The organism is Nocardioides sp. Z50_6, from assembly GCF_058215755.1.
The window spans coordinates 823,694-843,477 of sequence record NZ_JBZAJB010000001.1 but is presented as its reverse complement, the minus strand read 5'-3'; the positions used below and the strand labels follow the sequence as shown (position 1 = coordinate 843,477).

The window sequence follows — 19,784 nt, the reverse complement described above, 5'->3', positions numbered from 1 at the left end:
GGGACCGGCTCAGGCCGGCTCCGCTCCCTGCTCCTCCGGCTCCGGCTCGACGTCGCCGGCGAGCACGGCGTCGACCAGGGGGTCGAGCACCAGGTCGACCTGCCAGGGGCGGACCCCCAGCCCGGCGAGCTGGTCGGCCAGCGTGGCGGCCAGCGCTCCCGGCTCGCGGGTGGCCGGGGGAGACCACATGGCGCGGCGCACCGGGTCGGGGCTGATCAGGTTCTCCACGGGGAGCCCGAGCCGGTCCGCGAGCGCCTTGGTCGCCTCCCGGGCGGCCTTGAAGCGCCGGTCGGCGGCCGGGTCGCGGTCGGCCCAGGCGCGGGGGTGCGGGGGACCGTCGCTGCGCGCCGTGCGGGTGGGCAGCTCCGACTCCGGCATCGTCCGCACCTGGTCGAGCACCGCGATCCACCGGTTGGCGTAGCGGTCGGCGCCGCGGCCGTGGAACCCGGGCGTCTGGAGCAAGGCCCGCCGGTCGGTGGGCATGGCGGCGGCGGCGGCGACCAGGGCGGAGTCCGGGATGATCCGGCTCGGGGTGACGTCGCGCTGGCGTGCGATCTCGTCGCGGGCCTCCCACAGCGCCCGGGCGGCCCCCAGTGCGCGGCGCCCGCGCAGCTTGTTGAGCCCCGAGACCCGGCGCCAGGCCTCGACCCGGACGGCCGGCTGGAAGCCGGTGAGGTGCGCGAACTCCTGGCGCGCCCACTCGTCCTTGCCCTGGGCGACGAGCTCGGCGGCCATGTGGTCGCGCAGCTCGACGAGCACCTCGACGTCGAGCGCGGCGTACTCGAGCCAGGACCGGGGCAGCGGACGGGTCGACCAGTCGGCCGAGGAGTGCTCCTTGCGCATCCTCAGCCCGAGGATCTGCTCCACCAGGGTGGCCAGCCCGACGCGTGGGTAGCCGAGGAGGCGCCCCGCCAGCTCGGTGTCGAAGAGGTTGACCGGCTCCAGGCCGACCTCGCGCAGGCAGGGGATGTCCTGGGTGGCCGCGTGCAGGATCCACTCCTCGTCGCCCAGCGCGTCGGCCAGCTGGGGGAGGCGGGAGCCGAAGGGGATCGGGTCGATCAGCCAGGTGCCGGAGTCGCCGCGGCGCAGCTGGATCAGGTAGGCGCGGTTGGAGTAGCGGTAGCCGGAGGCCCGTTCGGCGTCGAGGGCGACCGGTCCCGTGGCCGCCGCCAGCGCCGCGCAGGCACGGGCGAGGGCCTCGGGGGTCTCGACCACGTCGGGTACGCCGTCACGCAGGGTGAGCAGCGGGGCCGGCGGGGCCTCGGGCTGGTCGTCGGGGCCGGCCGTCTCGCGGGGCTCGTCCGGGCTGGCCTGGGAGGGGTCCGGCACGGACCTCTCCTGCGGATCGGGGCTCATCAGGCGTCCGGACCCCGCTGTCCGCGGCGGCTGGGCATGGCGGTCACGCCCTCGGGCACCGGCGGGAGGCCGGCGGCGGTGCACAGCAGCTCGCCCCAGGCCTCGACGTGCGGCGCCAGGTCGAGGTCGTCGTCACCCTCGAGGGGGGTCCAGGAGGCGCGGACCTCCAGCTGGGCGGTGCCGTCCTCGTGGGACATGCCGCCGAAGCTCTCGGAGGCGACCCGGGTGACGGTGCCGGACTCGGAGCCCCACCGGGCCCCGTGGGCCGAGAGCGCCTCGACCAGCCAGCTCCAGCCGACGGCGCCCAGCATGGGGTCGGTGACCAGGTCGGGGTCGATCTCGGCGCGGGCGTAGGCGACGAACCGGAAGGTGCCGTTCCAGGCGTCGTTGCCGTCCGGGTCGTGGAGCAGGATGAGCCGCCCGGTGCCGACCTCGAGGTCGCCCACGGTGACGTCGGCGCTCAGCGCCGAGGCCCAGGGGGCGATGCGCTGCGGCGCGGGCATCTCCTCGCAGAAGACCTCCGGGCGCAGCGTGGCGGCGCGCAGCTGCGCGACAGCGGTCCGGAACGACGCGGGTGCCTCAGCCGGCCCCGTGCCGGGGTGTGGCTCGGAGTGGACGACCATGGCGCCAACCTACGTCGGGGCTGGTGCTGCGATGTGCCAACACGCCGCCTGACCTGCGATGATCGCAGGTGTGACCTCGACTCCCTCCCTCCGTGACAGTGCGTTCCTCAAGGCCGTCCGGGGTGAGCCGGTGCCGCACACGCCGGTGTGGTTCATGCGGCAGGCGGGCCGCTCGCTGCCGGAGTACCTGCGCGTCCGCGAGGGCGTCGGGATGCTGGAGTCCTGCATGGACCCCGACCTGGTCGTGGAGATCACCATGCAGCCCGTCCGGCGCTACGGAGTGGACGCGGCCATCTTCTTCTCCGACATCGTGCTGCCGCTCAAGGCGGTCGGGGTCGACCTCGACATCGTGCCCGGGGTCGGGCCGGTGGTGGCGTCGCCGGTGCGCACCCTGGCCGACGTCGAGGCGATCCCCGACCTGACCCCCGAGCACGTCCCCTTCATCACCCAGGCCGTGCACGGGCTCGTCTCCGAGCTCGGGGCGACCCCGCTGATCGGCTTCGCCGGCGCCCCCTTCACCGTCGCCTCCTACCTGGTCGAGGGTGGCCCGTCCAAGGAGCACGCCAAGACGAAGGCGATGATGTTCGGCGCCCCCGAGGTGTGGGACGCGCTGATGCGCAAGATCGCCGGCATCGCCGCCGACTACCTGCGGGTGCAGGTGGAGGCCGGGGCGTCGGCCGTGCAGCTCTTCGACTCCTGGGCCGGGGCGCTCACGCCGCAGGACTACCGCGAGCACGTGATGCCGCACTCGGCCCGGGTGCTGGCGGTCGCGGGCGAGCTCGGCGTGCCCCGGATCCACTTCGGCGTCGGCACCACCAACCTGCTGGGCCTGATGGGCGAGGCCGGGGCCGACGTGGTGGGCATCGACTGGCGCACGCCGCTGGAGCGCGGGATCGAGCTGGTCGGCGACCGTGCCGTGCAGGGCAACCTCGACCCCACCCTGGTCTTCGCCCCCACCGAGGTGATGACCGATCGTGCCGCGCAGGTGATCGAGGCCGGCCGGACCGCGCGCGGCCACGTCTTCAACCTCGGGCACGGCGTCATCCCCTCGACCGACCCCGACCAGCTGGCCCGGCTGACGGAGTTCGTGCAGTCCTACCCGCTGACCTGACCCGGTCGGACGGAGCCGCGGCCCCGACGGGGGAGCCGGCGCAGGGCCCACCGGGCGGGCGCGCCCAGCAGGACGAGGACGAGGAGCCAGGGCAGCAGCACCCCGGCCACGGTGGCGAGCGCGACCGCCGCGCCCCTGAGGCCGCTCCAGCCGGTCGCGAGCCCGTGCAGGAAGCCGGTCTCCTCGTCCTCGACGACCGGCTCCTCGTCGGCGATGCGCTGCGAGATGTGGACGGTCACGGTGGCCATCGACGTCTGGTCGGCCAGGTAGGCCTGCTGCTGCTTGAGGGAGTCCAGCTCGGCCTGGCGCCGGGTCAGCTCCGCCTCGACGCTGACCACGTCGGCGAGCCGGTCGGCCCGGTCCAGCAGCACCTCCACCCGCCGCAGGCTCCGCTCCTGGGCCCGGATCCGGACCTCGTTGTCGATCACCTGGGTGGTGACGTCCTCGGTGCTGCGCTCGGTCTCGAGCAGACGCCCGGTCGCCTCGATCCGCTCGATGGCCTCCCCGTAGCGCGACGTCGGCACCCGCAGCACGATCCGGGTCCAGGCCAGCTCCCCCTCGTCGGTCCTCGCCTGCTCGTCGCTGACCTCGCCCTGCAGCACGTCGGCGATCCGCTGCACCTCCTGGCGGGCCACGGCGACGTCGGGGGAGTCGAGGGAGACGGTGGCGGTGGCGATCACCGCGCGCCGGGCCACGGCCGGGGCCGCCCGGCTGCCGGTCGCCGGGGCCTCGGCGTCGGACCCGGAGGTGTCCTGGGAGCTGCCGTCGCGGCCCGGGGCGACGGAGTCCGTGCCGGGTGCCGCCGCGCCGTCGTCCGCGGGTGCCCCGACCGAGGACGAGGCGTCGTCCTGCGACGAACCGGCCCCGCAGCCGGTGAGGAGCAGGGCTGTGATCAGCAGGGCGGCGTACGCCGGGCCCCGTGCCGCGTGTCGTCTCGTCATGGCGTTGGGACGCCGGCGGATCCCCGACGGTTCCCCGACGGTTCCCCGACGGGTCTCCTCAGCCCCGCCGCCGCCAGCGCCGGTGGGACTCTCCGCGGCGCCTTCGGCGCCGGGCCGGTCTCGTGGCCGCAGGTCGAGCCCGACTCCGTGACGGCCTGAGGCCGGCGTGGCCGACGAGGCCCTGGCGCTCAGCCGGCCGGGGCCTCGTCGACCACCCGGAGGGCCTCGACCCGGCCCGCCTGGGCCAGCAGCGCGTCGCGGAGGTGACGCTCCGGCGGGGCGGCCCTGGTACTACGGCGCAGGCGCAGCACCAGCGCGACCGCGGTCTCCAGCCCGTGGACCGGGCGGCACACCAGCGCCCCGGCCCGGTGCAGCGGGTCGCCCTCGACGCTGAACCGGGGGAGCAGGGTCAGTCCCGCGCCGTCGGCGACCAGGGCCTTGCCCAGCTCGGCCCCGTCGGTGCTGGTCAGTGCCCGTGGCCAGGCGTCGCCGAAGAGCCGGACGCAGAGCCGGTGCATCAGGTAGCCCTCGCGCATCGCCACGAAGGGCTCCTGGCGCAGGTCGTCGACGCCGACGGAGTGCTGCGCGGCGAGCCGGTGGTCGTGCGGGAGGACCGCGACGACCGGCCCGCTGAGCAGGGGTGTGTCGAGCAGCCCGGCGGGCGGGTCGTCGCCGGCCAGCACGTTGACCAGGCCGAGGTCGAGGCTGCCGTCGAGCAGGCCGGCGTCGATCGCGACCTGGCGAGCGTTGACCACCTCGACGCGGCTCCCGGGCTGCTCGGCGGTGAAGGCCCGCAGGGCCGGGGTGAGCAGGGTGGAGGTCGCGGCGCTGACGGTGCCGACCCGGAGCAGCCGCTCGCCGACCGACCGGTCGCCGGCGGCGCTGCGGAGCCGGGCCACCGACTCCAGGACGGCCTCCACGTGCGGGAGCAGCTCGAGCCCGTCGCGCGAGATCCGCGCTCCCGAGCGCCGACGGTCGAGAAGTGCGACCCCCAGCTCGCGCTCGAGGCGGGTGATCGACTCGCTCAGGGCGGGCTGGGAGAGATGGAGGTGCTCGCTGGCGCGCCGCAGGGATCCGTGACGGGTCACGGCCAGCAGGCACTCGAGCTGTTCGACACGCATGGCAGAAGACTACCGAATCAGGTGACTTAATAGGTTTTCCCGTCCACCCCCTCGGAGAAATGAGACGCGCTGCCGGGCGATCCGCCTTGGCCGCGAGGGGCTGCGACCCCTAAAGTCGAGCAAGTCAATACAGATTGACCTTATTCGGGGCCGGGCGGCCGCCGAGGGACCAGGACCAGCAACCAGGAGGGGTGCCGCATGGGACGCACGAGCGAGGGGGTGCCCGCCACGAGCCGACCCCCGGTGCTGGACGAGACCTCCGCCCTGGAGGTGGCCGCGCAGCTCGGCTCCCTCTTCGCCAAGGGCGCGGCCCAGCGCGACGCCGAGCGCGCCACCCCCTACGAGGAGGTGGCGGCCCTCAAGGCGTCCGGCCTGCTGGCCCTCACGGTGCCGGCCGAGCACGGCGGCCCCGACGTCTCGGTGGCCACCCTGACCGAGGTCTTCCGCCTGCTCGCCACCGGCGACCCGAGCATCGCCCAGATCCCGCACAGTCACTTCGTCTACGTCAACCTCCTGCGGCACCAGGGCACCGAGCAGCAGCAGGCCAGGCTCTTCGCCGACGTGCTCGCCGGGGCCTCCTTCGGCAACGCCCAGTCCGAGATCGGCAGCAAGCACGTGCGGGACCACCGCACCACCCTGGTGGAGGACGGGCGCGGCGGCTGGCGGCTCACCGGGGAGAAGGGCTACTGCACCGGGGCCCTGTTCGCCGACTGGATCCCGGTGCTCGCCCACCGCGGGCCCCTGGGCCCGAAGGTGGTGGCCTGGGTGCCCCGCGACGCCGAGGGCGTCGAGGTGGTCGACGACTGGGACGGCATGGGCCAGCGCACCACGGCCAGCGGCACCGTCTCGCTGCGCGACGTCGCCGTCCCCGACGACCTGGTCACCGGATACGCCGAGACGTTCACCGGTCCGCAGACCTACGGCGCATTCGCCCAGGTGCTCCACGCGGCCCTGGACGCCGGCATCGCCCGCACCGCCCTCCTCGAGGCGGCCGAGTTCGTCGGCACCAGGAGCCGCCCCTACCCCGACGCCGGGGTCGCCCGCGCCGTGGAGGACCCGCTGGTCGTCCAGGCCTTCGGCCAGATGGAGGTCGCCGTGCGCGGCTGCGAGCTGCTGCTGGCGGCCGCGGCGCGAGCGGTCGACGAGGCCGACGCCGACCTCACCGAGGAGTCGGCCGGCGCCGCCAGCCTCGCCGTCGCGGCGGCCCGCGCCGCCACCACCGAGGCGTCGGTCTCGGTCTCCTCGCGGCTCTTCGAGGTCGCCGGCACCCGCGCGGCGCTCGACTCCCTCAACCTCCACCGCCACTGGCGCAACGCCCGCACCCACACCCTGCACGACCCCGCCGGCTGGAAGGTCCAGCACCTGGGCCGCTGGGCGCTCGAGGGCGTGCTGCCCCCCAACCACGGCCAGCTCTGACGGCGTACCCGCCACCCCACCACCCCCGGCCACCCCGGCCACCCCAGCCCGAGAGGAAGTCATGTCCCTGAAGTTCCACTGGTTCCTGCCCACCAACGGCGGTGACGGCCGCCACGTCGTCGGCGGCGGCCACGGGGTCAACCCGGGCGCCGCGGGGCGCCCCTCCGACGTCCCCTACCTGGGACAGGTCGCCCGGGCCGCCGAGCAGTCCGGCTTCGACGCCGCGCTCACGCCGACCGGCGCGTGGTGCGACGACGCCTGGCTCTCCACCGCGATGCTCAGCCAGGTCTCCGACCGGCTCCGCTTCCTGGTCGCCTTCCGTCCCGGCCTGGTCGCGCCGTTCCTGGCCGCCCAGATGGCCGGCACCTTCCAGAACATGACCGGCGGGCGGCTGCTGCTGAACGTGGTCACCGGCGGCGAGCCGCACGAGCAGCGGATGTTCGGCGACTTCCTCGACAAGGACGCGCGGTACGCCCGCGCCGACGAGTTCCTCACCATCGTGCGGCGGCTGTGGGAGGGCGAGACCGTCGACTTCTCCGGCGAGCACCTCTCGGTCGAGGCGGCCCGCCTCAACCAGCTGCCCGACCCCATCCCGGAGATCTACTTCGGCGGCTCCTCCCCCGCGGCCGGCACCGTGGCCGCCAGGCACGCCGACGTCTACCTGACCTGGGGGGAGCCGCCGGCGCAGGTCAAGGAGAAGATCGAGTGGATCCGCTCGGTCGCCGACGCCGAGCCGACCCGCAACGGGCGCCCGATGCGCTTCGGCATCCGGCTCCACACCATCACCCGCGACACCTCCGAGGAGGCGTGGGCCGAGGCGGACCGGCTGCTCGCCGGGATCGACGAGCAGACGCTGGCCAACGTCCAGTCCGGGCTCGCCAAGAGCGAGTCCGAGGGCCAGAAGCGGATGCTCGCCCTGCACGGCGGCTCGCGCGACAACCTCGAGGTCTACCCCAACCTGTGGGCCGGCGTGGGCCTGGTCCGCGGCGGGGCCGGCACCGCCCTGGTCGGCAGCCACGAGGAGGTGGCCGACCGGATCGCCGAGTACGCCGCGCTCGGCATCGAGGAGTTCGTCCTCTCCGCCTACCCGCACCTCGAGGGCGCCTACACCTTCGGTGAGGGCGTGCTGCCGATCCTGGCCGAGCGCGGCCTGTGGGACGACCCCCGCCCCACGGCTCGGGCGAGCACCGCCGCCGTCCCCTTCGCCACCGTCGGCCGGGCCGCCTCGTGACCGGCGCCCGACCACGGGTGGCCGTCGTCGTCGGCAACCCCAGGCCCGCGAGCCGGACGCTGGCGGCGGCCACCCACCTGGCCCGTGAGCTCACCGGCTCCGAGCCCGACCTGGTGGTCGACCTGGCCATCCTCGGTCCCTCGATCCTCGACTGGTCCGACGAGCACGTCGCGTCGCTGGTGGCACAGGTGGGGGAGGCCGACCTGGTGGTCTTCGCCAGCCCCACCTACAAGGCGTCGGTCTCCGGGCTGCTCAAGCTCTTCCTGGACCGCTTCGCCCCCGGCACCCTGCGCGGGATCGCCGTCCCGCTGATGCTCGGCGCCGGCCCGGCGCACGCGCTGGCGCCGGAGTTCACGCTGCGCCCGGTGCTGGCCGAGATCGGGGCCTCCACGCCGGTGCGCAGCCTCTACCTGCTCGACAGCCGGCACGACGACCCCGCGGCGTACGAGCCGTGGCTCGCCGCCGCCCGCCCGGTGGTCGCCGCCCTGCTCGACCTGGCGCCGCCGGGGTCCGCCTCGCCCCACCTGACAGGAGCCCTCTCATGACCGTCGTCCCCGAGACCGCCGAGCACGACCTCGACCCGCGGGTGCTGCGTGACGTCTTCGGCACCTTCCCCAGCGGGGTGGTCGCCGTCGCCGGCCGGGTGGGGGGCCGGCTGGTCGGCCTCGCCGCCAGCTCCTTCACGTCGGTGAGCATCGACCCGCCGCTGGTCTCCTTCTCCATCGCGCGGACCAGCAACACCTGGCCGGCCCTGCGGGAGGCCGGTCAGCTGGGGGTCAGCGTGCTGGCCGACCACCACGACCAGCTCTGCCGCCAGCTGGCCGGTCCGGCCGACCAGCGCTTCGACGACCTGGCCGTGCGCACCACGCCGGGCGGCGCGGTGCTGCTCGACGAGGCCGTGGCCACCTTCACCTGCACGATCCACCAGGAGGTCGACGCGGGCGACCACTCCCTGGTGCTGCTGCGGGTGCACGGCGTCCGCGCCGAGGGCGACCGCTCGCCCCTGGTCTTCCACGAGAGCGGCTTCAAGCGGCTGCACCGCGACGACCTCGACCCCGCCACCCTGCACGGGCGGATCAACGGCGAGCCCGTCCGCGACGCGGGCGAGGCGGGCGACGCGGGCGGCTCCGGCGCGGAGGACGCGGCGTGAAGGCCGCGGTCGACTCGGCCACCGCCCGCCCCCGCAAGGTCGCGGTCGCCTCGGCCGTCGGCGCGACGATCGAGTGGTACGACTTCTTCCTCTACGGCACCGCGGCGGCGGTGGTCTTCGACAAGCTCTACTTCAACGGCCTCAGCGGGCCCGCGGCGCAGTTCGCCGCCTTCGGCACCTTCGCGGTCGGCTTCCTGGCGCGTCCGGTCGGCGGGATCATCTTCGGTCACTTCGGTGACCGCATCGGCCGCAAGCAGATGCTGCTGCTCACCCTGCTGATCATGGGGGTCGGCACCGCGGCCATCGGCCTGCTCCCCACCTACGACCAGATCGGGGTCTGGGCCCCGATCGCGCTGGTGGTGCTGCGGGTGCTGCAGGGGATCGGCGTCGGCGGGGAGTACGGCGGTGCGGTGCTGATGGCGGTCGAGTACGCACCGCCCGGCCGGCGCGGCTTCTTCGGCAGCTTCGCCCACATCGGGGTGCCCGGTGGGATGTTCCTCGCCGCCATCGCCTTCTCCATCGCCGGGCTGCTCCCCGAGGACCAGTTCCTCGCCTGGGGCTGGCGCGCCTGCTTCGTGGTCAGCATCCTGCTGCTCGCCGTCGGCACCTGGATCCGCCTGTCGGTGATGGAGACGCCCGCCTTCGCCAAGGTCCAGGAGGCCAAGGAGGTCTCCCGGCTGCCGCTCAAGGACCTGGTGGTCAGCCAGCCGCGACCGCTGCTGCTCGGCATGGGGACCCGCTTCATCGAGGGGTTCACCTTCAACCTCTTCTCGGTCTACCTGCTCGCCTACGTCGTCACCAACATGGGCCTGCCCCGCGACTGGGCACTCCAGGGCATCGTGGTCGGCGCCGGGCTCGGCGTGCTGCTGGTGCCGCTGGCCGGTGCCTGGTCCGACCGGTTCGGCCGCAAGCCGGTCTACCGGATCGGCGCCTGGATCGGGCTGCTCTTCGCCTTCCCGGCGGCGGCGATGGTCCAGTCCGGCCACCGTGGGCTGATCTTCCTCACCTTCGTCGGCGGGCTCGGCCTGATCTACGGCGTGGTCTACGGCCCGCTGGCGGCCTTCTGGTCCGAGCTCTTCGAGACCCGCTACCGCTACACCGCGCTGAGCACCCTCTACCAGGTCTCGGGGATCGTGGCCTCGGGCCTCACCCCCCTGATCGCCGCGTGGCTGGTGACGCGCGGCGACGGGACGCTGTGGTGGGTGGCCACCTACAACGTGGCGGTCGCGGTGATCTCGCTGACCTGTGCGCGGTTCCTCCCCGAGACGCTGGGGCGCGACCTGGACACCCTGGACGGGGGAGCGGACGACGCCCCTCGGGCCGACCGGCCCCGGGTCCCCGGCGACCGGGAGCCCGTGGAGGTCTGAGAGATTGGGAGCATGCAACAGGCTGTGCCGCGTGGCGGACCCGTCGTGGTGGTGGGCGCCGGTGTGGCCGGCCTGGCCGCCGCCCGGCTCCTGGCCGGGGCCGGGCGCGAGGTCATGGTCCTGGAGGGCTCACCCCAGGTCGGCGGGAAGCTGCGGCGTGACGAGGTCGCCGGCATCCAGGTCGACGTCGGCGCCGAGGCGATGCTCAACCGGCGTCCCGAGGGCGTCGACCTGGCGGCCGAGGTCGGCCTGCCCGTGGAGCACCCCACCGTGGCCTCCTCCCGGATCTGGACCCGAGGAGGGCTCCGGCCGCTGCCGCGCTCGCTGATGGGCGTGCCGCTGGACCTCGACGCGCTGATCGCCTCCGGCGTCCTCTCCGACGAGGGGGTGGCCCGGGTGCGCCGGGAGCCCTCCCTGCCGCCGACCCCGGTGGACGGCGACATCTCGGTGGGCGACCTGGTGGCCGCCCGCTTCGGCGACGAGGTGGTCGACCGGCTCGTCGAGCCGTTGCTCGGTGGGGTCTACGCCGGCCACGCGCGCCGGCTCTCGGCCCGCGCGTCGGTGCCCCAGCTGGTCGCCTTCGCCGAGCGGGGCTCCCTGCTGGAGCAGGGCGCGGCCATCCCCACCACCTACGACCGCCCCGTCTTCGCCGGCATCCCCGGCGGGATGGGCGGGCTCCCCGAGGCGCTCGCCGCGGGGCTCGACGTCCGGACCGGCCACGCGGCCCGTGAGCTGGTCCGCACGCAGCAGGGGTTCGCCCTCACCGTCGGGCCGACCACGGCCCCGGAGCGGATCGAGGCGGCGGCGGTGCTGCTGGCCACGCCCGCCGCCCCGACCGCCCGCCTGCTCCGTGAGGTGGCCCCCACGACCGCCGCGGAGCTGGCCGGGATCGAGTACGCCTCGATGGCGGTCGTCACCTTCGCCTTCCGGACCGAGGACGTCGCCCAGCTGGAGGCGTCGGGCTCGTCGGGCTTCCTGGTCCCCCCGGTCGACGGGCACCGGATCAAGGCCTCCACCTTCTCCTTCGCCAAGTGGGGCTGGGTCCGGTCCGCCGGCGCCGAGCAGGGGGTCGTGCACCTGCGCACCTCCCTGGGGCGGCACGGGGAGGAGACCGCGCTCCAGGCCAGCGACGCCGAGCTGGTCGACTGGTCGTTGCGCGACCTCGAGGAGGCCACCGGCCTGCGAGCGGTCCCGGTCGACACCCACGTGCAGCGCTGGGGCGGCGGGCTGCCGCAGTACGCCGTGGGTCACCTCGACCTGGTCGCCCGGGCCCGGGCGGGCCTGCCCGACGGGGTGGCGGTCGCCGGGGCGGCGTACGAGGGCGTCGGGATCCCGGCGGTGATCGCCTCGGCGAGGCTCGCGGTGGACCGGCTGCTCGCTCAGGCCTGAGGGCCGGGTCAGAGCGCCCCGCAGCGCTCCTCCGATCCTCTCGAACGGGGACCGCATGGCGCTTGAAGGGTCAAGAGCCAGGTGGGACCAGCTGGGCATGACGCCGGCTGATCAGTGCGGTACGGCTTCGTCGGATGCTGCGGCAAGACGAGCAGGAGTAGTTCAGTGATGGCAAGACCCGGGCGCTGACGCTCCGGGGAAGGCCTGCGGTACTGAGCCTCGTCGTTGGCCTCTCTTCTCGTGGCTCTTCTTCTCGTTTCGACGCGGTCTCACACCTCGATCCGGTGGACACGATCCCCACGAACGAGGGGTGTCCGCATCGTGGCACCAGCTCCCTGATCTGCGCCTGTTCTGTCGGCGCTCCCTGGTTGACTCCTACCAGTGAACGGGGCCGGTTCGGCGGTCCCGGCGCCCAGGCGACGGGGGTCGTGCGATGTGCCTCGAGGACGGTGGCGGACAGGCCGGGACGCATCCGATCACCCGTGCCTGCGCGACCATGGCGTCGGCGCTGGACTCCCTCGTCGAGGTCGACCCGCTCTACCTGACCTCGGCCGCGCACCGGCAGGCCCTGCTGGACCTGACGAGTTTGGGCGACCGGGTGGAGTCGCTGCGGATGAGGGTCATCGAGGCCGCGATCCAGCCCGGTGGGGTGGTGGAGGCCGACGGGGCGAAGAGTGCCGCGGCGTGGCTCAACGCGCGCACCCGCACCGGGTACGGCGCCCCGAGGGGCGCGGAGAAGCTCGCGGTCGCGCTGGCCTCCAGGTGGCGCCAGGTCGCCGCGGCCCTGGAGGACGGGCGGGTGAACCTCCCGCAGGCCAAGGTCATCGTGAGAGCCCTCGACGCGCTCGTCACCGACCCCCTCCCCGGCGAAGAGGTCCCCGCCCAGGTCCTGCACCGGGCCGAGGCCCACTTGATCGCTGCGGCCGCCACGTTCGGGCCCGCCCACCTGGAGACCCTCGGTGCCGCGATCCTCGAGAAGGTCGCGCCCGAGACCGCCGACGAGCACGAACGCAAGATCCTCGAACGCGCCGAACGACGGGCCCAGGCCGCCACCCGGCTCGTGCTGCGCAGGCGCGGCGACGGCGCCACCGACCTCTCCGCCCGGATCCCCGACGCGGTCGCCGCCCGGCTCAAGACCGTGCTGGAGGCCTGGACCTCTCCCAAGCAGGACTCCGGCAACGAGCACGGCGCCGCCACCAGGCTGGGCGCCTTCCCCCACACCGATGCCGCCACCGGGGTGCGGCTGCCGCAGGAGAGGCTCCGCGGACAGGCCTTCTGCGCGTTCCTCGAAGCCGCCGACCCCACGCGGATCCCCGCCCACGGCGGCTCGCCACCAAGATCCTCATCACCATCCCCCTGGCCGCGCTCCGCGACCAGCTCAGCGGGCACGGCGACTGCGACCACCCCGGCGGCAGCAGCGGGACGGGGAGCAGCGGGGTGGCGAGCAGCGGGACGGGCAGCAGCGGTGGCGGGGTCGGGACGATCCTGACCAACGGCGACGAGCTCACCCGGATCAGTGCCGACCAGGTCCGCCGCCTGGCCTGCCAGGCGGGTCTGGTCCCCGTGGTGCTCGGCTCGGACTCCGTTCCCCTCGACATGGGGGCGGAGTCCCGGTTCTTCAAGCACTGGCAACGCGAAGCCACGATGCTCACCCAACACACCTGCGGCACCGAGGGATGCACCGTTCCCGCCACCTGGTGCGAAGCCCATCACCAGAACGAACCCTGGGCGATCAGCAGGCAGACCGATCTGCGCGACCTGCTCTTCCTCTGCCCCTTCCACCACCATCGGGCCCACGACCCGGGATACGCCACCCACAGGCTTCCCGACGGCGGCGTCCGTTTCAGCCGACGCGTCTGACCGGCTTCACCCGCGCGCCGGCGCGGAGACGGCCGGGCGTGCTGAGAGGTGGAAGAGCCAGGCGGCGGCGATCAAGAGCGCCACGAACATGGCGTTGACGCCGAGGAGGTCGCCGACCTCCCCTCCGACGTCCTCGTGCACCCCGGCGAGGAGCACGGTCGCCGTCACCACCGCCTGGGTCAGGGCGCTGGCCAGCATGACCAGCACCATGGCGGGGGCGCGCAGCCTGGCCAGGGCCGAGCCCAGCAGGACGACGGCCAGGACCACGACGTAGACCCGATCCTGCCTGCCCCCGGACCCGATGATGCCGAGGGCGCCGGCGGTGAGCAGCAGCACCAGGGGAGTGGCGACGGCCAGGGCGAGGCCGAGGCGGTAGGCGCTCTTCGGTGACATGTCACCACCGTAGGAGCGGTCGTGGGCACGAGTGGTGGCGAAGCCGTGAAGGTCCTGTGCAGGTCCCGGCGAGGCACGTCCTGGCGAGGCAAGTCCGGCGACGGGTGGCTCAGCCCGGCTCGACCGGCAGCCAGAGCTCGCAGGTGGCGGTCGAGAAGTCCTCGGCACGTTCCAGGATCGCCACGATCGAGGGGCCGGGCACCAGTCGCCACGGGTTGGAGGGGAACCACTCGGTGGCCGTGGCCGCCCAGGTCTCCTGCAGCACTGAGGGATGGCTGCCGCTGGTCCGGAAGACGGCCCAGGTCAGCGCGGGCACCTCGAGGACGTCGAGGTCCGGGGCGTGCCGACTGCTCACCACCCCGTGCAGGTAGGTCAGCTCGGTGTCCTCCCGGCCGTCCGGATCCAGGTCCGCCATGACCTGGAGGAGGCCCGCCGGTTCGCCGTCGGACATCTCCTTCAGGCGCCGGTGCTCCTGCGCCGGGAGCGAGGTGACGTGCCGCTGGATGTGCGGGTTGATCCCGCGGTGGAGGAGCGGGACGCGGGCGGCATGGCCCACGAGCCGGAAGGCAGGGCGCTGGACGAGGCGGGTCTCCATCGGAGACCTCCCTTCGACAGAGAGGCGGAAGCGGAGCGGGATCTGGGCGCGCAGCGGCCCACCGTCACGTCGTACGGCGCCGGGGGTGGCGCCGTGGACGCTGCGGAAGGCGCGGCCGAACGCCTCGGCCGAGCCGTAGCCGTAGCGGACGGCCACGGTGAGCAGGTCGTCGTTGCCCGCCAGCAGGTCGTGCGCCGCTGCCGTCATCCGACGCCGGCGCACGTAGTCCGACAACGGCATCCCGGCGAGGGCGGAGAACATCCGCCGCAGGTGGTACTCGGTGGTGGCGAGCCGCCGGGCGAGGGCGGGGACGTCGAGCTCGCGGTCGAGGTGCTCCTCGACCGCGTCCACGACCTGGTTGAGCGCGGTGATCATGCCGGCCACGCTAGGCGGGTCGCCGCCCCGCGTGTCCGACCTTCGGTGCCCGTTGCGGTCAGGCCGAGGTCACGGCGTAGAGCACCGTGCTGGCGTCGCCGGTCTCGGCGACCGTCAGCGTGACGTCATACCCGGCGCCGGTGGCCGTGAGCATCACGCTGCTCTCCCCGGCCTCGCTGCGGGTCTCCTCGGTGAAGCCCGCGCCCAGCAGCTGGTCGATCGCGCTGTCGCGGACCTCCTCGTACGGCGCCTCGACCTCCACCTGCACCAGCCAGGTCCCGGCCTCCTTGCCGGCGACGGAGACGAGGCCGTCAGCCAGGGGCACCTCCGCCGGGAAGTCCGCGGGCAGCTTCTGGGCCTTCGGCTTCTTGCCGCCCTTGCCGCCCTTGTCGGTCTTGCCGGCGTCCGCGTCGGCCGGCGTCGGGTCGCCCGCGGCGCTGGAGCCCGCCTGCTCCGCCGGCTCGTCCTCGCCGCACCCGCTCAACGTCAGGGCGGTGAGCAGTGCGCACACGGTCAGGGGTCGCACAAGAGCCTTCATCGGTAACCCTCCCAGGTCCGGCCCGCTCCCCACGGGCCGCTGGCAAGGATGGCAGGCCCCACGCCATCTGTCAGGTGGGTCTCACCGCGTCCCGGCCGGGGCCGGGTGCTGTGGTCTGCGTCACCAGCGCACAATGGGGGGCATGACCGACACCACCCCGGAGCAGACCACCGCCGGCCAGAGCAACGCCGCGCGCATCAACGAGCTCAACGACTCGATCCGCTACACGATGTGGTCGGTCTTCAAGCTGCGGGACCTGCTCGGCGACGCCGACCGGGCCGCCGAGGCGGCCGAGGTCGAGGAGCTGTTCGCCAAGCTGGCGGCCGACGGGGTGGTGGTCCGCGGCACCTACGACGTGAGCGGGCTGCGGGCCGACGCCGACCTGATGGTCTGGTGGCACGCCGCGGACAGCGAGCCGCTGCAGGCGGCGTACAACGCCCTGCGCCGCACCGCCTTCGGCCGGCGCCTCGAGCCGGTCTGGTCGCAGATGGCGCTGCACCGGCCGGCGGAGTTCAACCGCAGCCACATCCCGGCGTTCCTCGCCGACGAGGAGCCCCGCGCCCACATCTGCGTCTACCCGTTCGTCCGCTCCTACGAGTGGTACCTGCTCGAGGACTCCGAGCGCCGCCGGATGCTCTCCGAGCACGGCCAGATGGCCCGCGGCTTCGCCGACGTCCGCGCCAACACCGTGGCCAGCTTCGCCCTCGGCGACTACGAGTGGATGCTCGCCTTCGAGGCCGACGAGCTGCACCGCATCGTCGACCTGATGCGCCACCTGCGGGCCTCCGACGCTCGGCGGCACGTCCGCGAGGAGGTGCCGTTCTACACCGGCGCCCGTGCCTCGGTGGCCGAGCTCCTCGCTCGGCTGCCCTGACGCCTCTCCCCGGTCACGTCGCCGGGCCCCCTCGGGGAGCGGGGGATGCCATGATCAGGGCATGCCCCTCCGCCCCCGCCTGCTGCTGCCCGTCCTCGCCCTGGTCCTCGCCGGGCTGACCGGATGCGGGACGGAGGCCGAGACCCCGGACGACGCGGAGGAGGCGGTCGCCTCCGCCCCCACCCAGGTGCCCGAGGCCGAGGGTCAGGTGACCACCCGGGGACCGGTCCTGGTGCTCGACCAGGGTGACCTGCCGGTCGTCTGCCTGGGCGCGGTCGCGGCCTCGGAGCCCCCGCAGTGCGACGGGCAGCGGCTCTCCGACTGGAGCTGGGAGGACCATCCCGAGCACGAGACCAGCGGCAGTGTGCGGTACGGCCAGTTCGCGCTCACCGGCACCTGGGACGGCAAGACGCTGAAGGTCACCGAGGCGGTGCCGGTGGCGCTGTACGACGGGCCCGTCACGGTCGAGGAGACCCCGGGCACCGCGTGTCCCGAGCCGTCCGGCGGCTGGCAGGTCGAGAACCGGGCAAAGACCTCCGCGGCCGCGCTCGACGAGACGCTGCGCCGGGCCGGCCAGCTGCCGGGGTATGCGGAGGCCTGGCTCGACGGTGACCTCACCAGGCCCGAGGAGCAGATCGTCAACGTGCGGGTCACCAAGGACCCCGCGGGTGCGGAGGCGGCGCTGCGCAAGACCTGGGGCGGCGCACTCTGCGTCCAGCAGGCGCGCTTCGACGAGGAGGAGCTCGTCGCGCTGACCACCGAGCTCCAGGAGCTCCCGGGCGTGCTGGACAGCTCGGCCTGGGGCGACCAGGTCCTGCTCACCGTGGTCCACGACGACGGCACGCTCCAGGAGTGGGTCGACCAGGCCCACGGGGACGGCCTGGTCGAGGTCCGCTCCGCGCTCGTGCCGGCCGACGACTGAGAGGCACAACTTTCCGGGCGCGCGGGGCGTCACACCAGCAACGACGACCCGGGAGGAACCATGAGCAGGACCGAGCACCCCGCGCACCCCAGTGAACGCGGCCGGATGGCCCGTCGCACCACCGCCCCCGCGGTGGCCGTCCTGGCCGCCTTCGCCGCCTGCTGGCTCCCCGTGCCGGCGGGCGGGGCGGGCCCGGCGACCTGCCGGGGGCTGCCCGTCACCCAAGTGGGCGGCACCGGCACCCCCGGCGACGACGTGCTCCTCACCGCGGGCGACCAGGAGGTCGAGACCGGCGCGGGGAACGACGTCATCTGCGTGACCGACACCCCCCGCTACAGCTCGGTGACGATCGACGCCGGCCCGGGCGACGACGTCGTGGACGCCAGCGCGTCGCGGGGCTACTCCGACGTGGTCCTGGGCGCCGGGGCGGACGAGTTCCTCGGGGGGCCCGAGGAGGACCGGGTCGAAGCCGGCGCGCGAGGTCCGGAGTTCGAGCACCTCGACACCGACCTGGACCGCATCTCCACCGGCGCGGGCGGCGACCACGTCGTCAGCGGTCAGCGGGGGGCGGCGGTCAACGAGGACGTGGTCGAGCTCGGTGCCGGGCCCGACAGCCTGAACTGGGCGGGGCTCTCGGCCACCGCGCGACCCGACGCGGGGCCGGGGAGCGGTCACCGGGCCTACGACGTCCTCTACCTGGTCGGAGACGGCGGCGACTACGTGCTGGACGCCGCCGCCCGGACGGCCACCGACGACGGCGCCCGGTGGCTCGACTGGGCCGGGTTCGACGAGGTGACCCTGTACGGGCCGGCGCCGGAGTCGTTCACCTACCGCGGTCACGGCGGCGGCGACGTCCTCTACCTGGCCACCGACCCCGGCGGCCACACGGCTTACGACGTCGAGCTGGGCGGCGGCGACGACCGGATGGCGATCATGGAGGTCACCCGACCCACCGGACGCCTCGCCGGCGGCTCCGGCCGCAACGACCTGCAGATCGGCAGCGACTCCCGCCGGATGTCGGTCGACCTCGGCCGGGGCCGGGTCGACGTGGGCCGCCCGGGCGCCGACGTGCAGATCGACGGGTTCGCCGGGATCTACGCTCTGGCGCGCGACGTGACGGTCCGCGGCAGCTCGCGGGCCGACCGGATCTACGTGGAGGGCTGCCGGATGAAGGTCCGGGCCCTCGCGGGTCGCGACCGGGTCCGGGTGTTCCCGGACATCTTCTACGAGTACTTCGACTTCTCCGAGACCTGCCGCAACAAGCGGGCGGACTTCGCGGGCGGCCGGGGCCGCGACAGCCTCGGCGGCGCATGGGGCGACGACCGCCTGATCGGTGGCCCGGGCCGCGACTGGGCGCACGGCTTCCGCGGCACGGACAGCTGCCGGGCCGAGGTGAGGAAGGGCTGCGAGCGCTGAGGGAGTCACCTGTCCCGGCACCCGATCCGGCCTCTATAGCCTTCTCGCGTGTCCCACCCCCTCACGTCAGCGCGCGTCATGCTGGTCGCGTCGTTGACCACGCCACTCGCCGCCGGAGGCATCGCAGCGGCGTGGGTCTTCCTCGGCCGGACCGGGTTCGCCTTCGCCTGGGTCACTCATTTCATCCTGATGGCGTGGGTGTCCTCGATCGTCGGCCCGCGGGTACGGATCCCGGATCACGGGTGGCTCCGGGTCAGGCCCTGGGAGGTGCGGCTCTACCCGGCACTGGGGGTCCGACTGTTCGGGAAGCTGCTCGACGTCATCGGATGGAACCGGGTCATCGCGAGGGAACGGGGGTTCGACGGCACGCGGGAGGGCCTGGATGAGCTCGAGCAGCACACACGTCGCTCCGAGGTCGGCCACAGCATCTGCCTTCTCGTTGCGGCGGCCGTGGCTCTCGGCGTGCTCTCGGCAGGGCAATGGGGAGGCGCGGTGTGGCTGGCGGTCCTTGCGCTGCCCCTGCACCTGTACCCGGCGCTGCTGCAGCGGCTCTTGCGTGCCCGCCTTCACTCCCTAGCGGTCAGGCTCGCCAGGAAGACCTAGTCACCCCGAGCTGTGGAGCCGGAGGATCAGGCGAGGCATCTCGACGCGTCGGCGGTCGACGGCCGCCGGATCGGACTCACTGCGAGGACGAGGCGTCCTGCGCCGGCTTCAGGGTGAGGCTGAGCGAGTTGATGCAGTAGCGGTCGCCGGTGGGCGTGCCGTAGCCGTCCGGGAAGACGTGGCCCAGGTGGGAGCCGCAGCTGGCGCAGCGCACCTCCACCCGCTTCATGCCGTGGGAGGTGTCCTCGATGTACTCGATGGTGTCGGTCAGCGGCTCGTAGAAGCTGGGCCAGCCGCACCCGGAGTGGAACTTGGTCTGGGCCTCGAAGAGCTCGTGCCCGCAGGCGCGGCAGGAGTAGGTGCCGGGGGCGTCGGTGTCGTTGTACTCACCGGTGAAGGCGCGCTCGGTGCCCGCCTGGCGGAGCACGGCGTACTCCTCGGGGGTCAGCTCTGCGCGCCACTGCTCGTCGGTCTTCTCCACCTGGTAGCCCATGGGCAGAGGG

The 19,784-nt window shown here is 73.9% G+C and carries 21 protein-coding genes; 13 read left to right on the top strand and 8 right to left on the bottom strand.

Annotated elements, in window-relative coordinates; genetic code table 11:
* Positions 1-9: 9 nt before the first annotated feature.
* Positions 10-1,329, bottom strand: a complete 1,320-nt coding sequence (locus AC4BGE_RS04045; protein ID WP_490574430.1) for an HRDC domain-containing protein — start codon at positions 1,327-1,329, stop codon at positions 10-12.
* 26 nt (positions 1,330-1,355) lie between these two features.
* Positions 1,356-1,979 (bottom strand): DUF3000 domain-containing protein, encoded by a 624-nt coding sequence (locus AC4BGE_RS04040; RefSeq protein WP_490571088.1) that lies wholly within the window; start codon positions 1,977-1,979, stop codon positions 1,356-1,358.
* Between the two features lie 70 nt (positions 1,980-2,049).
* Here AC4BGE_RS04040 and hemE point away from each other — a divergent pair, with 70 nt between their 5' ends.
* The gene (hemE, locus tag AC4BGE_RS04035) at positions 2,050-3,090 is read left to right on the top strand and encodes a uroporphyrinogen decarboxylase (protein ID WP_490574429.1); all 1,041 of its coding nucleotides are present in this window, start codon (positions 2,050-2,052) and stop codon (positions 3,088-3,090) included.
* Here hemE and AC4BGE_RS04030 read toward each other — a convergent pair.
* Both AC4BGE_RS04030 and AC4BGE_RS04025 read right to left on the bottom strand, forming a co-directional pair.
* On the bottom strand, positions 3,075-4,031 hold the full coding sequence (locus tag AC4BGE_RS04030; RefSeq protein WP_490574428.1) for a DUF4349 domain-containing protein: 957 nt from the start codon (positions 4,029-4,031) through the stop codon (positions 3,075-3,077). The two genes, hemE and AC4BGE_RS04030, sit on opposite strands and share 16 nt — an antisense overlap.
* 188 nt (positions 4,032-4,219) lie before the next feature.
* On the bottom strand, positions 4,220-5,152 hold the full coding sequence (locus AC4BGE_RS04025; RefSeq protein WP_490571085.1) for a LysR family transcriptional regulator: 933 nt from the start codon (positions 5,150-5,152) through the stop codon (positions 4,220-4,222).
* A gap of 198 nt (positions 5,153-5,350) precedes the next feature.
* Here AC4BGE_RS04025 and AC4BGE_RS04020 point away from each other — a divergent pair, with 198 nt between their 5' ends.
* The 8 genes from AC4BGE_RS04020 to AC4BGE_RS03985 all read left to right on the top strand — a co-directional run bounded on the left by AC4BGE_RS04020 (position 5,351) and on the right by AC4BGE_RS03985 (position 13,565).
* Positions 5,351-6,568, top strand: coding sequence for an SfnB family sulfur acquisition oxidoreductase (locus AC4BGE_RS04020; RefSeq protein WP_490574427.1), 1,218 nt, complete (start codon positions 5,351-5,353; stop codon positions 6,566-6,568).
* Between the two features lie 61 nt (positions 6,569-6,629).
* Complete coding sequence (locus AC4BGE_RS04015) at positions 6,630-7,799, top strand: LLM class flavin-dependent oxidoreductase (RefSeq protein WP_490574426.1); 1,170 nt, start codon at positions 6,630-6,632, stop codon at positions 7,797-7,799.
* On the top strand, positions 7,796-8,344 hold the full coding sequence (locus AC4BGE_RS04010) for an NADPH-dependent FMN reductase (protein WP_490574425.1): 549 nt from the start codon (positions 7,796-7,798) through the stop codon (positions 8,342-8,344). The genes AC4BGE_RS04015 and AC4BGE_RS04010 overlap by 4 nt, the downstream gene beginning before the upstream one ends.
* Positions 8,341-8,949 (top strand): flavin reductase family protein, encoded by a 609-nt coding sequence (locus AC4BGE_RS04005; RefSeq protein WP_490574424.1) that lies wholly within the window; start codon positions 8,341-8,343, stop codon positions 8,947-8,949. The genes AC4BGE_RS04010 and AC4BGE_RS04005 overlap by 4 nt, the downstream gene beginning before the upstream one ends.
* On the top strand, positions 8,946-10,316 hold the full coding sequence (locus tag AC4BGE_RS04000; RefSeq protein WP_490574423.1) for an MFS transporter: 1,371 nt from the start codon (positions 8,946-8,948) through the stop codon (positions 10,314-10,316). The genes AC4BGE_RS04005 and AC4BGE_RS04000 overlap by 4 nt, the downstream gene beginning before the upstream one ends.
* A gap of 12 nt (positions 10,317-10,328) precedes the next feature.
* The gene (gene hemG / locus AC4BGE_RS03995) at positions 10,329-11,705 is read left to right on the top strand and encodes a protoporphyrinogen oxidase (RefSeq protein WP_490574422.1); all 1,377 of its coding nucleotides are present in this window, start codon (positions 10,329-10,331) and stop codon (positions 11,703-11,705) included.
* Between the two features lie 433 nt (positions 11,706-12,138).
* The gene (locus AC4BGE_RS03990; protein ID WP_490574421.1) at positions 12,139-13,194 is read left to right on the top strand and encodes a DUF222 domain-containing protein; all 1,056 of its coding nucleotides are present in this window, start codon (positions 12,139-12,141) and stop codon (positions 13,192-13,194) included.
* A complete protein-coding gene (locus AC4BGE_RS03985) occupies positions 13,143-13,565 on the top strand; it encodes an HNH endonuclease signature motif containing protein (RefSeq protein ID WP_490574420.1) in 423 nt (140 codons plus the stop codon). The genes AC4BGE_RS03990 and AC4BGE_RS03985 overlap by 52 nt, the downstream gene beginning before the upstream one ends.
* Positions 13,566-13,571: 6 nt before the next feature.
* On the opposite strand, the gene AC4BGE_RS03980 is transcribed toward AC4BGE_RS03985, so the two are convergent.
* From AC4BGE_RS03980 to AC4BGE_RS03970, 3 genes are all read right to left on the bottom strand, one after another.
* A complete protein-coding gene (locus AC4BGE_RS03980; RefSeq protein ID WP_490571637.1) occupies positions 13,572-13,958 on the bottom strand; it encodes a hypothetical protein in 387 nt (128 codons plus the stop codon).
* A 109-nt stretch (positions 13,959-14,067) separates the two neighbouring features.
* A complete protein-coding gene (locus AC4BGE_RS03975) occupies positions 14,068-14,928 on the bottom strand; it encodes an AraC family transcriptional regulator (protein ID WP_490574419.1) in 861 nt (286 codons plus the stop codon).
* Positions 14,929-14,986: 58 nt separating this feature from the next.
* Entirely contained in the window at positions 14,987-15,466 is a 480-nt protein-coding gene (locus AC4BGE_RS03970; protein ID WP_490574418.1) for a hypothetical protein, read from the bottom strand.
* 142 nt (positions 15,467-15,608) lie between these two features.
* On the opposite strand from AC4BGE_RS03970, the gene hemQ reads away from it, so the two are divergent.
* The 4 genes from hemQ (at position 15,609) to AC4BGE_RS03950 (ending at position 19,281) form a co-directional block, all read left to right on the top strand.
* Positions 15,609-16,340 carry a hydrogen peroxide-dependent heme synthase gene (gene hemQ / locus AC4BGE_RS03965; RefSeq protein WP_490574417.1) on the top strand — a complete coding sequence of 244 codons (732 nt, stop codon included), beginning with the start codon at positions 15,609-15,611 and terminating at the stop codon, positions 16,338-16,340.
* A 61-nt stretch (positions 16,341-16,401) separates the two neighbouring features.
* The gene (locus AC4BGE_RS03960; protein WP_490574416.1) at positions 16,402-17,262 is read left to right on the top strand and encodes a hypothetical protein; all 861 of its coding nucleotides are present in this window, start codon (positions 16,402-16,404) and stop codon (positions 17,260-17,262) included.
* Positions 17,263-17,322: 60 nt separating this feature from the next.
* A complete protein-coding gene (locus tag AC4BGE_RS03955) occupies positions 17,323-18,678 on the top strand; it encodes a hypothetical protein (RefSeq protein WP_490574415.1) in 1,356 nt (451 codons plus the stop codon).
* A gap of 48 nt (positions 18,679-18,726) precedes the next feature.
* A complete protein-coding gene (locus AC4BGE_RS03950) occupies positions 18,727-19,281 on the top strand; it encodes a glycosyl-4,4'-diaponeurosporenoate acyltransferase CrtO family protein (protein ID WP_490574414.1) in 555 nt (184 codons plus the stop codon).
* 76 nt (positions 19,282-19,357) lie between these two features.
* On the opposite strand, the gene msrB is transcribed toward AC4BGE_RS03950, so the two are convergent.
* Positions 19,358-19,774: a peptide-methionine (R)-S-oxide reductase MsrB gene (msrB, locus tag AC4BGE_RS03945; RefSeq protein WP_490574413.1), complete on the bottom strand. Its 417-nt coding sequence runs from the start codon at positions 19,772-19,774 to the stop codon at positions 19,358-19,360.
* Between the last annotated feature and the right edge of the window lie 10 nt (positions 19,775-19,784).